The 13,976-nt window shown below is 53.2% G+C and carries 16 protein-coding genes; 2 read left to right on the plus strand and 14 right to left on the minus strand.

Annotation, left to right across the window (positions count from 1 at the left end; translation table 11 throughout):
• Window positions 1–21 precede the first annotated feature (21 nt).
• Window positions 22–1,674, plus strand: coding sequence for a cellulose biosynthesis regulator diguanylate cyclase DgcQ (gene dgcQ, locus L579_RS03290; protein ID WP_036625084.1), 1,653 nt, complete (start codon window positions 22–24; stop codon window positions 1,672–1,674).
• On the opposite strand, the gene L579_RS03295 is transcribed toward dgcQ, so the two are convergent.
• From L579_RS03295 to L579_RS03305, 3 genes are all read right to left on the minus strand, one after another.
• The gene (locus L579_RS03295; RefSeq protein WP_021182852.1) at window positions 1,671–2,891 is read right to left on the minus strand and encodes a glycosyl transferase; all 1,221 of its coding nucleotides are present in this window, start codon (window positions 2,889–2,891) and stop codon (window positions 1,671–1,673) included. The two genes, dgcQ and L579_RS03295, sit on opposite strands and share 4 nt — an antisense overlap.
• A gap of 31 nt (window positions 2,892–2,922) precedes the next feature.
• Window positions 2,923–3,720: a mannosyl-3-phosphoglycerate phosphatase-related protein gene (locus L579_RS03300; RefSeq protein ID WP_021182853.1), complete on the minus strand. Its 798-nt coding sequence runs from the start codon at window positions 3,718–3,720 to the stop codon at window positions 2,923–2,925.
• 362 nt (window positions 3,721–4,082) lie between these two features.
• The gene (locus L579_RS03305) at window positions 4,083–4,286 is read right to left on the minus strand and encodes a DUF2525 domain-containing protein (protein WP_021182854.1); all 204 of its coding nucleotides are present in this window, start codon (window positions 4,284–4,286) and stop codon (window positions 4,083–4,085) included.
• 334 nt (window positions 4,287–4,620) lie between these two features.
• Between L579_RS03305 and dsrB the strand changes: the two genes are divergently transcribed.
• Window positions 4,621–4,815, plus strand: coding sequence for a protein DsrB (dsrB, locus tag L579_RS03310; RefSeq protein ID WP_021182855.1), 195 nt, complete (start codon window positions 4,621–4,623; stop codon window positions 4,813–4,815).
• Between the two features lie 90 nt (window positions 4,816–4,905).
• Here the strand turns inward: dsrB and L579_RS03315 are convergent, their stop codons facing one another.
• The 11 genes from L579_RS03315 to fliJ form a co-directional block, all read right to left on the minus strand.
• Window positions 4,906–6,600 (minus strand): methyl-accepting chemotaxis protein, encoded by a 1,695-nt coding sequence (locus L579_RS03315; protein ID WP_021182856.1) that lies wholly within the window; start codon window positions 6,598–6,600, stop codon window positions 4,906–4,908.
• 150 nt (window positions 6,601–6,750) lie between these two features.
• Window positions 6,751–7,386 (minus strand): transcriptional regulator RcsA, encoded by a 636-nt coding sequence (rcsA, locus tag L579_RS03320; RefSeq protein ID WP_036624919.1) that lies wholly within the window; start codon window positions 7,384–7,386, stop codon window positions 6,751–6,753.
• A 628-nt stretch (window positions 7,387–8,014) separates the two neighbouring features.
• Window positions 8,015–8,803 carry a flagellar biosynthetic protein FliR gene (gene fliR, locus L579_RS03325; protein ID WP_021182858.1) on the minus strand — a complete coding sequence of 263 codons (789 nt, stop codon included), beginning with the start codon at window positions 8,801–8,803 and terminating at the stop codon, window positions 8,015–8,017.
• Window positions 8,803–9,072 (minus strand): flagellar biosynthesis protein FliQ, encoded by a 270-nt coding sequence (gene fliQ / locus L579_RS03330; RefSeq protein WP_021182859.1) that lies wholly within the window; start codon window positions 9,070–9,072, stop codon window positions 8,803–8,805. Before fliQ ends, fliR begins: the two co-directional genes overlap by 1 nt.
• 10 nt (window positions 9,073–9,082) lie before the next feature.
• Window positions 9,083–9,814: a flagellar type III secretion system pore protein FliP gene (gene fliP, locus L579_RS03335; RefSeq protein ID WP_036625087.1), complete on the minus strand. Its 732-nt coding sequence runs from the start codon at window positions 9,812–9,814 to the stop codon at window positions 9,083–9,085.
• Window positions 9,814–10,209 carry a flagellar biosynthetic protein FliO gene (gene fliO / locus L579_RS03340; protein WP_021182860.1) on the minus strand — a complete coding sequence of 132 codons (396 nt, stop codon included), beginning with the start codon at window positions 10,207–10,209 and terminating at the stop codon, window positions 9,814–9,816. The genes fliP and fliO overlap by 1 nt, the downstream gene beginning before the upstream one ends.
• Window positions 10,210–10,211: 2 nt before the next feature.
• Window positions 10,212–10,622, minus strand: a complete 411-nt coding sequence (gene fliN / locus L579_RS03345) for a flagellar motor switch protein FliN (RefSeq protein WP_021182861.1) — start codon at window positions 10,620–10,622, stop codon at window positions 10,212–10,214.
• Window positions 10,615–11,622, minus strand: a complete 1,008-nt coding sequence (gene fliM, locus L579_RS03350; RefSeq protein WP_021182862.1) for a flagellar motor switch protein FliM — start codon at window positions 11,620–11,622, stop codon at window positions 10,615–10,617. Before fliM ends, fliN begins: the two co-directional genes overlap by 8 nt.
• Window positions 11,623–11,626: 4 nt before the next feature.
• On the minus strand, window positions 11,627–12,112 hold the full coding sequence (fliL, locus tag L579_RS03355) for a flagellar basal body-associated protein FliL (protein WP_021182863.1): 486 nt from the start codon (window positions 12,110–12,112) through the stop codon (window positions 11,627–11,629).
• Between the two features lie 129 nt (window positions 12,113–12,241).
• Window positions 12,242–13,531, minus strand: a complete 1,290-nt coding sequence (locus L579_RS03360; RefSeq protein WP_021182864.1) for a flagellar hook-length control protein FliK — start codon at window positions 13,529–13,531, stop codon at window positions 12,242–12,244.
• A complete protein-coding gene (gene fliJ / locus L579_RS03365; protein ID WP_021182865.1) occupies window positions 13,528–13,971 on the minus strand; it encodes a flagellar export protein FliJ in 444 nt (147 codons plus the stop codon). Before fliJ ends, L579_RS03360 begins: the two co-directional genes overlap by 4 nt.
• Window positions 13,972–13,976: the final 5 nt, after the last annotated feature.

A 13,976-nucleotide genomic window follows, 5' to 3' on the forward strand; every position in this document is an offset into this window, starting at 1 on the left:
TTTTCCGGAGCATGGTTGCTGATGGCACAAACGCCACTTCCCCGGCAGTCGGGCAATCCCTTTTTATCTGTTCACCTGTGTTTTTTTGCGGTTTTCCTTTTCTCGGCTTTCCTGACGGTGCATGAAGCGCTGGAACTAAAAACCAGCTATGAAGATCGTCAGCGTGCGCAACTGGCGGAGATTCAAAAGAATCTCGACAGTCAGTTTCAGGAGAGCGTGGATGAGCTGGTTTACTACCAGAAGATGCTGAGTTATGCGCTGACACACCCGCTTGATTCCGATAACGCGCGCGAAGCGGTGACGCGTTTCCAGGCGTTACGTCAGCATCCGTTGTGGCAATTGCAGCTGAATAGCCCGCGTAGTATGCCGCTGAACGGTGTCGGAGATGACTGGCTGGCGCGTGATCCGCTGCTAAGGCGCGACCCGGCTCTGATTGACCAGGAGATCCGCGCTGCGCTGGAGTTCAGTTTTATCATGCAATTCAGCGATCCGGACCATGATTTTCATTCACGCTTCTGGTACATCTCCCGCGCGGGGTTTTATATCAGCTCGCGACCACCGCAAAGCCCGCAAGAATTGGAGCAAAGCTATGCCACAATGGTGCAGCGCGCCTATTTTCGTGCCCTTAACCCGCAGCAGAATCCCAGCCCCTATCTGCGCTGGACCAGCGGTTACCAGGGGCAGTTCGATGAAGGACTGATGTTGACCCTCAGCGCGCCGATTATCAGCAATGGCTACTGGTATGGCGTGTTGTCGATGGATTTCCCCCAGGCGCGCATTCGTAATCTGCTGGCGGAAACGCGTCATACGCTGTTGCAGGGTAACCTGGTGTTCCTCGATCGTAAGCTGGAGGAGGTGGCTCGCCTGCATGCCCCGGATGAAGTCCCACTGAATGCTGAACAACGGCAAGAATTGCTGAAGCGTATGCAGCATGAACGCAGCGGCATATTGCGGCTGGGGACGCAGTTTGCCAGTTGGAGCAAACTGGAAAATGTCGATGGCTACATTATCAATGTGCAGACTCTGAAGCAGGGTATGAAGCAGGAGCTGGGACGTGTCACCCTGTTCCTGCTTGGCATGTGGTTGCTGTTTGTCCTGATGCTGGCGCTAGCTCATCAGGTGATCTTCCGCCTGGTGCGCCGCCAGGATGAACTCTCTGCGCGCCTCACCTGGCGGGCCAATTACGATGGTTTGACGCGTTTACTCAATCGCAGTGCCTTCTTCGAACAGTTTGTGGCGCAGGCCACTCACTGCCAGCAGTTGCAGCGACCGCTTGCGGTTATCCAGTTGGATGTCGATCATTTTAAGAAGGTCAATGACACCTGGGGGCATCATGCGGGCGATCAGGCACTGATCCGTGTAGCCAGCGTAATCAGCCATACGCTGCGTAAATACGATGTGGCGGGGCGTATTGGCGGGGAAGAATTCTGTATTGTGTTGCCGGAAACCACCCTGGCGGAAGCCAGTGTGGTGGCGGAGCGCATCCGTGCGCGTCTGGCGGCCAAAACTATCCTGGTGAACGCCAGCACCACCTTTAACATCACGCTCTCGGCCGGGGTGACCAGCAGCGAAGAGCAGGGCGATTACGACGCGGAGAGCTTGCAGGCCAAAGCCGATAGCCGACTCTACCTGGCGAAAACCAGTGGCCGTAATCGCGTGTGCAGCGCGGATTAAACCTTACCGTCGTTATCTTCTTCAACCGCCTGGTAAATCCGTTGCAGGATATCCGGAAAGGCAGATTGCACCCGGCTCCAGCTGGGAATAAAGGGTTTGTCATTCGGACGTTCAATAAATGCCTGACCGGCGTCGAGAATCGCCTGGGTGAACATCTCTACCGCCGCCTCTTCAATATGCTGGTCGAACTTCAGACCATTCATAGTGGCTTCGTGGTTGTAGACCTCCATCATATCCAGCGCGTTGCGATAATAGGTGGCTTTCAATACCCGGAATGAGTCACTGGTCAGAGGCACACCCATTGTCGCCAGTTTACGTAGCAACGATTGCACGATGTCATTGCTCATACGCTTAAGACCACCGGTGCCATCTTCTTCGGCCAGCGGCTGATGCTTATGGTCATAGTTATCGGCAATCTCTACCTGGCAGCTTTGCCGTGTGGTGTAGTTGCGATAAATCTCCGACAGCACGCCAATTTCCAGCCCCCAGTCGCCGGGAATCTTAATATTGTTCAGCACATGGGTGCGCATGGCAAATTCCCCGGACAACGGGTAGCGGAAGCTGGCGAGATAGTCGAGATATTCCGAATGACCATACACTTTTTGCAGTGAGCGCAGCAGCGGCCCCACCAGCAGTCGCCCGACACGACCATTCAGTTTGCCGCCTGCGACACGCGCATAAAAACCTTTGCAGAATTCATACTGAAAAGCCGGGTTAGCCAGCGGATAGAGCAAGCGCGCCAGCATACTACGTTCATAAGTGACGATGTCGCAATCGTGCAACGCGACGCAACTGGTACGGTCGGAGGCCAGCGTATAACCGGTGCAGAACCAGACGTTACGCCCTTTACCCGGCTGGCTGGGCGAAAGGCCCTCTTTGTCCAGTTCGGCATCCAGCGCTTTCAGACGCGGCCCGTCATTCCACAAAATACGATGGCGCTGGGGCAGGCGAGCAAAGAACTCGCGTGCAAACAGAAACTGCTCGCGGTCTGCGCGGTCGAGGCCAATCACAATCTCATCGAGGTAAGGCACTTTCGCCAGTTCATTGACAATGTTATCCAGCGCCGGTCCTTCCAGTTCGGAAAACAGCGACGGTAAAATCAGCCCCATTTTGCGTTTGCGGGCAAAACGCACCATCTCTTTTTCCAGCGACTCAACGCTACGGTGGGTGAGATTATGAAAGTTGGTAATCACGCCATTCTGGTAAAAATCACTCATCGCCTCATCCTTCTGATTAGCTGTGCGCCCGTTAATCGGGTTGGGCAAGAAAATAATCCAAACCTTCACGCCAGCCCTCGGGACCAACGTGTGCGGTGTGGTAGACGTTTTCCTCATCATCGCGCGTCAGGATGACCGGCGTTTTACTGAAGCCTTTTATGACGACGGCATAATCGACGCATTCCAGCATTGGCACATCATTGGGGCCATCTCCCAGGCCGATGGTGGTACGGGTGATCCCCTCGCGCCGGGCGAGATGCTGTTGCAACGTTTGCAGCGCGTGACCTTTTCCGCATCCTTCAGGCATCACATGCCAGAAGCGTCCTCCCTGGGTTAACGCCAGACCGTGCTGATGCAGGGCCGCGCGGAATTCATCCAGCCGCGCGGCATCATCACGCCACAGCACCACCTCAGAAGCATCGCGTTGTCGACTCTGACTGGCTTCCGCCAGCGTCAGGCCAGTGAATCTGGACACCTCAACGTCACTAAAATCGTGAAAACCGGTGAAGCGAAAGTCAGCCTGCAAGCCTTTCAACTGCTGACAAAGTGCAAGGTAAGCTTGCCCCTGTCCTTCACTGCGCCGGTCCTCCGCCTCAAGAACAATACGGGCACCGTTTTCAGCAATAAAAGGCGATCCGGCGATGCCGAGTTTTTTTTGCAGCGGAATAATCTCGGCCGCAGTTTTGCTGGAACAGATCACCAGCGGAATCTGATTTTGTTTCAGACGCGCCAGCCATTCGCTGGCGGCATCCCAACGATAATCGTGATGGTCCAGCAGTGAGCCATCGAGGTCGGTGACGATCAATAACGGTTGGTCAAGACTGACCATCTTCACACTCCTTACACCCTTGGGCATCCGTAAAGCGAGGAATAATCAGTATAATAGCGTAATCGCGATCACACTTTTTCGCACAGCGATGGGAAGTTAACCCAGGAAAATTCCTAAAACAGGCTAACAGCAGAATTGTGCATGTGTAAAAGATGCGCAGAAAAAAGACAGCATACATGCGGTGTTTTCGGTAACAACCGCGACGTAAAACAGGTGAGGGGTTGCACCTCTGGAAAGCGTTGGCACTTGTCTTATTCAGACTGAGGCGTAATCTGGCTGCTGTGTTAGAGATTTTCCTGGTGTAACGAATTTAGCGCTTTTACTTTACCCGGCTATCCCGCCGGGTATTTTTTTGCCTGATATCAATGATGCACTTCAATGCAGGAGCAATCGTGGATATCCAGTTCAAAGGCTTGTGACAGATCAATTTGCGCATCCTGCGATCCGCTCGCGTGTGGTTGCATATGCTCTTTGATCTTGCCTGATGTCTTTTCCTGAATGGCGTTAAGCAATGTATCGATATTGCTGTTCAGGTTATCGCTATCGTCGTTTACCGTTACCATCATCGTGCCTCCTGAGCGGAGAAGGGGGACGTAGACAGTATAGACGTCTGAGGGGAATCGTGCGGAATCTGCGCAACAGGCAAAAAAAAGCCCGCGCTGCGCGGGCAAAAATCCTTGTTACTTTTAGGTTGACTGCGCCTTTGGGGTTGGTGCAGTAACAAAAATTCTACGCGCTGGCCGCGTCAAAAGTCTCGCCATTAAACGTTAAGAAAGTGAAAATCCCTTACCAGGCGCATTCTTAGGCGAGTTGAGCAATCACCCAGGCTGATCGCGATCACACGGTTACCCAATTCTTCCGTTACACTGTGTCCGAGGCACTATTTCTGGAGAGTATTCAATGAAGGTCAATGACCGCGTGACGGTAAAGACAGACGGTGGTCCGCGCCGTTCAGGCACGATTCTGGCGGTAGAGCCATTCAATGAAGGCGTCATGTATCTGGTTGCGCTGGAGGATTATCCGCTGGGTATCTGGTTCTTTAATGAAAACGATCATGCGGATGGGGTGTTTGTCGAACCATACATCGGGGAATAATTGATACACCCGTAGCGGCGCGATTTATCGCGCAGGTTTTCGGACCGCGCGATAAATCGCGCCGCTACGGGATGCTTCTGGCTGTAAAGTTTAGAACGTTTCCCAATTATCATTGCTGACGGTTGCCACGCGAGGCGTCAGCGCTTTTAACGTCGGCTGCACGGTCGGCGTCGGAGTCAACAAACCGGGCTTGTCATTCAAACGAAACGCCGCAACCGCCTGGGTCAATTTACCCGCCTGGTCTTCCAGCGATGCTGCCGCCGAAGAGGCCTCTTCCACCAGCGAGGCGTTTTGCTGAGTCACATTATCCATCTCGGTGACCGCCAGGCTCACCTGCTGAATTCCGCGGCTCTGCTCATCTGAAGCGGCGGCGATTTCAGACATAATGTCGGTAACACGGCGCACCGCCTCAACAATTTCACTCATGGTATTGCCGGCTTCCCCTACCTGATGCGAGCCATTGCTAATCAGATCAACCGATTCTGCAATCAGAGACTCAATCTCCTTCGCCGCCTGTGCACTGCGCTGGGCCAGGCTGCGCACTTCACTGGCGACCACGGCGAAACCGCGACCCTGCTCACCGGCACGGGCGGCCTCAACGGCGGCGTTCAACGCCAGAATATTGGTCTGGAATGCAATGCTGTTGATAACATTAGTGATTTCGGCAATCTTTTTCGAGCTGCCAGAAATGTTGTTCATGGTTTTCACCACGCCATCGACCAGCTCTCCACCGCTGCGCGCTTTTCCTGAGGCATCGGCTGCCAGCTGGCTGGCATGATGGGCGTTTTCGGCATTCTGCTTCACGGTGGCCGTCAGTTGTTCCATGCTGGCTGCGGTCTGCTCCAGTGCGGAAGCCTGTTGTTCGGTGCGCGAGGAGAGATCGGTGTTACCGGCAGAAATCTCACTGGAACCCTGGTAGATCGCCACCGCACCTTCACGTACCACACCAACCGTACGAACCAGTGAGGCCTGCATCAGTTGCAGATTATGCAACAGGCTACCAATTTCACTGCGGCCCCATGCCTGATCGGGCGCGGTTAAATCCCCCTGAGCGATTCGTTCAATACGCGCGACAGATTGACGCAGTGGGTTAATCACCACGCGGCGCAGGAACAGGAAGGTTAGCAATACCAACACCAGTGCTGCGGCAAAGGCGGCGGCCATAGCAATAAAACCAATACGTGACTGATGTGCCGCTTCCGCATTTATCGCATCAGCGCGATTAGTACGGATCTTGATTGCCTTGAGTAATACCTCGTTATAGGCGTCATCCAGTTTGCGTGTTACATCGGTTTCCTGCGCAATAATGCCTTCAAAACTGCCTTGTTTTGCTGAATCGATCATCGGCTTCAGACCTTTATCGATATAAGCGTTGAAGCGTTCTGTCAGCGGTGCATCCAGCGCCAGGTCTTCCGCGGTTTTGGTTTTGCGGTCCATATAAAGTTTGAAACCGGCGCGTGCCTGTTCAATACGCTGCTCGGTGCGCGCCAGGTCAGCGCGGTAGCTATCCATCTCGCCAATACGTGCGGCGGCACCAGACTGAATAACATTCAGACGTGCAGTACGCAGGTGGTTTGAGCTGTTGGAAATCCCCATACGAATCTGGATTTCATCTGTGGCGTCATTCAGCGAGTTATTGCTTTGAATCAGAAAGTAGCTGGCGAGTCCAATGCACAGGGCAAAAAGCAGCAGAATGCCACCAAAGATCATGCTGAAAAGAGGCATCAGGCGCAGGTTCTGCCAGATGCTGAGCTTATGTTGCTCATCAATCGATGCTGTTTTCATATCCTTGCTCTCATATAGGTTGGTGTTCTGAAGCTAACATCGGCAAGGGAGGGGAAAGGATTAGCCAGCAGAGTGGGATCTGCATCGCAAAATGGACAAAAACAAAAAAGGGCCAATCAGCGGATTAGCCCTTATTTTTACCGGGGGAAATTATCGCACGTTGACATAGATCCCGGAGGTAACATTATCAGTGAGACGCACAACATGATAAATAACTTGTTTATTGTGGGTCTTGATTTTACGTTTAATATTACCTTTATGTGACGAAACTGTTTTCGCCTTAATTTGCATCTTGTCTGAAATCTGAATGGTGTCATGTCCTGACATCCACATTTTCAGCATATTTGACTCAGTCTGGCTTAATGTCAGAGGGTGAATATCAAGCCCGGCTGAAATTCGTGGCGCTGCATTGAGTTTCTTTTGCAGATAGGTGCCGAGTAGGGAATCCAGGGTCGATGTTTTAATCGATTTTGACGTAATAATCAGGTTCTTACGAACGTAGAGATATTCCTCAAAATGGATGTTTGAGATCGCCATGAAGATGAAAAATAGGGTGTCAGGATGCTGCATAATAATGCCGCGAATACGATCGCTGGAGTCGGATTCATGAATGAACGATTCTTCGTTAATAAATACGACCCCGGGTTTTAGCTGTTCACATCTTTGTTGCAATTGCTCGATGTCAGACACGGAAGTAATATTTTTCTTTTTAACTCCTTTTGCGGACATATAGTCCGATAATCCCAGGCGTGTGTAGTTGCATGAATCCATAATAATCGTTGGCATGTTAGCGACCCTCACCAATTTGTTATCCGTTTAAATCAACGATGAATTACGCGTTTGCGGTACGAGAGAGATTTCCAAAGACACTTTTTTATTCTGCTCAGCAGCCTGGCGGAGTAAACCCGTGCGCCATCATGACTCTTCCCTGACCCGTTCTGCGAAGTTTGTTGTGTTACTTCAACGTCACTCTTGACCCCGCGACAGTGGGAATCGCCGGGAATTTGTTTTAAGTCGGTAAATCGCTCATTTTTGCGAGCCATGTCACTATCGCGCATGTCACAGACAAATCTGATAGGACAAATCTTAAAAACATTTGAAATGCGAAAGTGTGACGTTTCAGCGAGTGTTGACAATGCCGGAAAAAAGGTTTTCTTACAAGAAAAATCGCTGCTAAATTTTTTTTGTTTAAAAACAATCTATTGGGCATTTTCTCAACGAATCCACACGCTTAGGCACTGTAGGATTCGTCTGACTAAAATACTTGAAGCGCCGTTTAATAAGAATAATTTTCACCAGAAATGCGCATTTATCAGATTTTCCTCAGTTGATTTCTGAGAATTATGGTTCGAAAAATGCACAAATAGATTTTGAACGCTTAACTATCACTTAAGAACGGCTACAGATTCGTTAATCAACTCGTACGGGAGAGTTCTGACAGGAACTGAGCGAGCAAATCAAAGACTTCACTGAAGAGATGTTCGCAAAAAGGGGCAAGGAGCGGCATCATCAGACCGATGCTCAGGATCCCCACAGTTAAGGTGATTGGGAAGCCAACAACGAAAACTGATAACTGTGGTGTAACACGGTTTAACAAACCCAGGGCCATATTGAGCGTGAGGAGCAGAACGATTAATGGCAGCGCTAACATCATGCCATTAAGGAAAATTAATCCCGCTGCCTTCACCAACGCCATAAACGCGTTAGCGTTGAGCGGATGATCGCTGATCGGCATGGTGTGAAAACTGTCGACCAGCATCGAGATGAGCCACAGATGACCGTTGAAGGTCAGGAACAGCAGCATCGCCAGCATATCAAGAAAACGCGCCAGCACTGGCATATTCAGACGGCTGCCAGGGTCAAAGAAGGTAGCGAATGACAACCCCATCTGCAAGCCAATCACTTCGCCCGCCATACGCACCGCACCGAATGCAAACTGCATGGTCAGCCCCAGACCGACACCAATCAGAATTTGCTGAAGCAGCAGCCAGAAACCGGCAGCGGTAAACAGGGTGACTTCAACCGGTGGCAGCAACGGCATCAAAATCCACGTCGTTAGCACCGCCAGACCAATTTTGACGCGGTTCGGGATACTTTTCTCGCTGAGTACCGGCGCGCTGGCAAACAGCGCCAGCAAACGCACCATCGGCCAGAAGAACTGGCTGACCCAATGAACTAACTGGCCGCTGTCGAGGTTAATCATTAACCGATGATATAAGGCAGGTTGCTAAACAGGGTGCGCATGTAATCCAGGATCAGGTTAAGCATCCACGGACCGGCAACCACCGCGGTGGCGGCCACGGCAAGAATCTTGGGAATAAATGACAGGGTTTGTTCGTTGACCTGCGTAGCCGCCTGCAACAGGCTGATAATCAGGCCACTCACCAGCGCCACCAGCAACATGGGTGCCGCCATCATCAGGGCAACACGCATCGCGTCCTGTCCCATTACCATTACCGATTCGGGTGTCATGCTGCACTCCTCAGGAATAGAAACTTTGCGCCAGTGAACCCACCAGCAGCTGCCAGCCATCCACCAGCACGAACAGCATCAGCTTAAACGGCAGCGAAATGGTGGCGGGGGGGACCATCATCATCCCCAACGCCATCAACACGCTGGCAACCACCAGGTCGATGATCAGGAAAGGGATAAAGACGGTAAAACCAATCTGGAATGCGGTCTTCAGCTCACTGGTGACATAGGCAGGCAGCAGGATGCGCATCGGCACTGCTTCCGGCCCCTCAATCGGCGGCGTATTTGCCAGACGGGCAAACAGCGCTAAATCCGCTTCACGCGTCTGACGCAGCATAAATTCACGCAGCGGCTGTGCACCCTTATCAATGGCGACATCCATGCTGATCTTGTCCTGGCTAAACGGCAGATAAGCGTCGGAATAAATCTTGTCGAAAGTGGGTGCCATGATGAAGAAAGTGAGGAACAGCGCCAGACCGACCAATACCTGGTTCGGCGGTGCTGATGGTGTACCGAGCGCGTTGCGCAACAAGCCAAATACAATAATGATGCGGGTGAAACTGGTCATCATCAGCAGCACTGCCGGAATAAAAGTCAGTGAGGTGATAAAAACCAGCGTCTGCACCGGCAACGACCAGCTCTGGCCACCATTTGCCAACGGATGGCTTACCAAACCGGGCAGTTGCGCATGCGCAACCGGTGCCAGCAACAGCAGCGGCAGAAGAGGAAGCAAACGACGCATCATTGGGTTTTTCCGGGGCGTTTAACCAGAGTGTTTAACAGCTGACGAAAATCCTGCGGCGCGGGTGGCGCAGCAGCATCTTCAGGCGCAAGCGGTGGCAGGGTATGCAGGTGAGTGACCTGTTGTGCGGTGACGCCAAGAACCAGACGGGCATCCTGGGTATCAACAATCACCACCCGCTCGCGTTGGCCGACCTGTACGCTGGCACTGACTTTCAGCGCCTGACCGCTCACCGCCTTCGGTGCAAAACCGAGGCGGCGTGCCAGCCAGCCACAGGCGAGGATCAGTAACACAATCACCGCCAGCACGCTGCTGACCTGGCCAATCACCGAACCGGCTGAAACCACCGGTTGGCTGTGGCTGGCAGGTTGTACCGTTTGCGCGTTCTTCAACATACTTAGCGGCTCAGACGACGCATACGTTCAGACGGGGTGATGATATCGGTAATGCGCACGCCATACTTGTCGTTCACCACCACTACTTCACCCTGGGCAATCAGGTAGCCGTTGATCAGAATATCCAGCGGTTCACCGGCCAGACCGTCCAGCGCCACTACCGAACCCTGCGTCAGGCGCAGCAGCTCTTTGATGGTCATTTTGGTCCGACCCAGCTCCACGGTCAGTTTGACCGGGATATCCATGATCAGATCGATGTCCTGCAATGATCCGCTGGCACCGCCGCCGTCGAGCGACTTAAATACCGCTTCGCTTTGCTCCGGCGCGCTGGTTGCCGCCTGCTCGTTCATTGCAGCAGCCCACAGATCGTCCGCGGAGATGTCGTCATCGGACGGTTTCTTGCTGTCACTCATTGGGCTGTTCCTCATTCAGCGAATTCAAAATCGGGTTAATCAGATGCTCGACACGCAGCGCATACTGGCCGTTTAACGTGCCGTACTGGCTGGTGAGCACCGGTACGCCATCTACGTGTGCGATGATGCGATCCGGCTTCTCAATGGGCAGGACGTCACCAGGTTTCAGTTGCAAAATACGTGACAGACGCAGCGACACATCGGCGAAGTGGGCAATCAGCTCCAGCTCCGAGTGCTGCACCTGTTTCACCAGGTTGTCGCGCCAGTGGTTATCTTCCTGACGTGAGTTCTCCAGTGGGGGATTGACCAACAGCTCACGCAGCGGCTCAATCATCGAAAATGGAATACAGATGTTGAATTCACCCACCAGGTTGCCAATCTCCACCTGGAACGGGGTGTTCACCACGATATCGTTCGGCGAGGTGGTGATGTTGGTGAACTTCACCTGCATCTCAGAACGGACATACTCCACATCCAGCGGGTAAATCGCTTTCCATGCGTCGCTGTAGCCTTCCAGCGCCAGCTTCAGCATGCGGCGAATGACGCGCTGCTCGGTATGGGTAAATTCGCGGCCTTCCACTTTGGTCGGGAAGCGGCCATCGCCACCGAACAGGTTATCCACGGCGATAAACACCAGACTCGGCGAAAACACCACCAGCGCGGTGCCGCGCAGCGGTTTCAGGTGGATCAGGTTCAGGTTGGTCGGCACCGGCAGGTTGCGGGCAAACTCATGGTACGGCTGAATCTTGATCGCCCCGACGCTGATATCCGGGCTGCGGCGCAACAGGTTAAACAGCGCCATACGAAAGTGACGGGCAAAACGCTCATTGATGATCTCCAACGCCTGCAAACGTTCACGCACCACGCGACGTTGGGTATTGGGATCATAGGGACGAATATCACTGTCGCCCCCGTTGGAACTCTTCTCTACTTCCGCGCTGTCACTGTCGCCATTGAGCAGCGCGTCAATCTCAGCCTGGGAGAGAATGCTATCGCCCATTAAATCACCTCAAAATGAAGGCGGTAAACAGCACGTCACTGACCACCTGCGGAGGTTGACCTTTTACCAGCGGCGGCGCCAGCACCTGTTTGATTTGATCAACCAGGGCCTGTTTGCCTTGCTCAGACGCCAGCGCCGCAGCGCTTTGACGTGAGAGCAGCAACAGCAGGCGGCTGCGCACTTCCGGCAGGTAGTCATTCAGCCGACGTCGGGTGTCCTCATCGGGCAGACGCAGCGTAAAGCCTACGTACAGCACACGGTCAGGATCGTTGTCAGGATTGACCAGGTTAACCGTAAAAGTATCCATTGCAAAAAATACGGGGGCAGGGGGTGGCTCTACTTTCGCCACTTCCGGCTTATCGCCCTCGTGTTTATTCATCATTCGCCAGACTGCATAGCCTGCCACGCTGCAAGCGGCCAGCGTCACAATCAGTAACACCGGAATTAATATTGAACGTTTGCGGCCTTTAGCTTTCGCGTTATCAGACATGTTTGCAGTTACTTCCTGTGAATTATGGGCAAGCCTTTCGGCTCGCCTGGACAGATTATCCCGCGTCTTAAGTCAAACAATGGGAAGAAAAGACGCGGGTTTTACGCTTACCTTCAGCGTTAGCCGCTGTCAGGCAAAGATATCGACAGCGCCGTTGCCGGTCGCGCGCGCCTGAAGGGCTGCCGGGACGGCAATAGGCGTTATCTCGTTGTCACTGTCCTGGGAGAGGGTAAAGCTGCCGTGCTGGCCATCACGGCGACCTTCCTGCTGACCCTGATAATTCTGGCCTTGTGCGGAAGCGTCGCTGCTGACATTACTCTGTCCCAGGTTTATACCGCTCTCCGCCAGCGCCGTTTTCAGCTGTGGGAGAGCCGCTTCCAGCGCGGCCCTCACATGGCTGTGGCTGGAAACCATATTCAACTGTGCCTGATCCTTATCCAGGGTCAGGCTGATCTGAATTGCACCCAGGTCCTCCGGGTGCAGACGCAACTCAGCATTCTGCTGGCCGTTGCGACTAAACATCACAATCTGCTGACTCAGCGCCTGCTGCCATTCCGACGAACCAAGTTGCGCATTCAGCATCGGTGTCGACGGTGTGGTGCTGGTCGTCGCGGTGCTGCTGGTCAGCGTGCTGGTGCTGCTCAGCGGTGCGCTGGTTACCGGCGTTGTCGTGTCGCTACTGCTCAGATCACGCTTATCATCCGGTTTACTTAGCGTACTCAACACCTGCTGAAAACTCTCATCCAGCGTCAGGGCGGTGCTGTTAGTCGAACTGCTGCTGGCCGTGGTGCTGGTGGCCTGCGTTGTGGTGGTTTGCGCGGTTAACGCATCAGCCACATCGCTGCTTTTCTTCGTCGCTGCCGTTGTCACTGCCGTTGTGGTGGCTGTCGTCGTATCCGACTGCTCATCCTTAACTTTACTGGTCAGCGCACTGAGTAACGTACTGTTCAGACTGGCACGACTGTCACTGGTATTCTCACTCAGCGCCGTGGTGGCCGCTGTTTGCGTAGTACGATCTTCCACCGCTGCCGGTAACATGGCGAACAGGGCCTGAACATTCTGTAAGTCGCTGGCGCTTAACGAACTTGCCTCAGTCTTATCCTTATCATCGGCTGATTTCAGCGTGGCTTTAATATTTTCCGGCTGTAAAAGTGCGTTCAGCGTCTCTGGTTTGTCCAGTGCCTCCAGCAGCGCGCTCAGAGAGACACCTTTGCTGGATTTTTCATCGCTTTCTGCTGATGAATCAGCCGATTGCGCGTTGGTGCCTTGCTGTTTTGCCAGCGTCAATAACTGATTTCCCAGGGCGGTAACGAAGTCCTGCGGCAGGTTTTCCACCCCTTGCAGAATGTCCGTTGAAGCTGAAGTATCAGCCTCACCCGAACTGGCAGTTTGTGTAACGAGTGTTGGCAGCGTAATCATTCGCCTTTCCTCAGTGCGGCCCGTTGGGCGTATTCATCCATCCGTTTCTGATCGAGACGGTTTTCTTGTCGTAATGCGGTTTCGGCGGCGCGGGTAATCAGCGTTTGATAGGCATTAAGCCGTTTCTGCTTTTCGCGCCAGTTATTAAGAGCCTGATCGAGGCGCTGACTCCATTGCTGCAACTGTTGACGATGCTGCTCAATGGCTTTTTCCAGAGTCTGAATAAATTGGTGATAGTTGGTCCAGCGGGTGCTGGCGATACCGCCAGACATATCCTGATTCAGCTTGTTGCGATACTCATCCTGGTAATCGAGCAGCATATGCAGCTGCTCGTCAGCTTGCTGGTGGCCGCGGCGCATATCACCAAGGTGAATGACCGCTTTCTCCAGGTCCTGTTCCGCCAGGTCGCGCAATGTATCGATAGCATTGGCCGTTTTCATTGCAA

Source organism: Pantoea sp. AS-PWVM4, assembly GCF_000468095.1.
Lineage (GTDB): Bacteria > Pseudomonadota > Gammaproteobacteria > Enterobacterales > Enterobacteriaceae > Pantoea > Pantoea phytobeneficialis.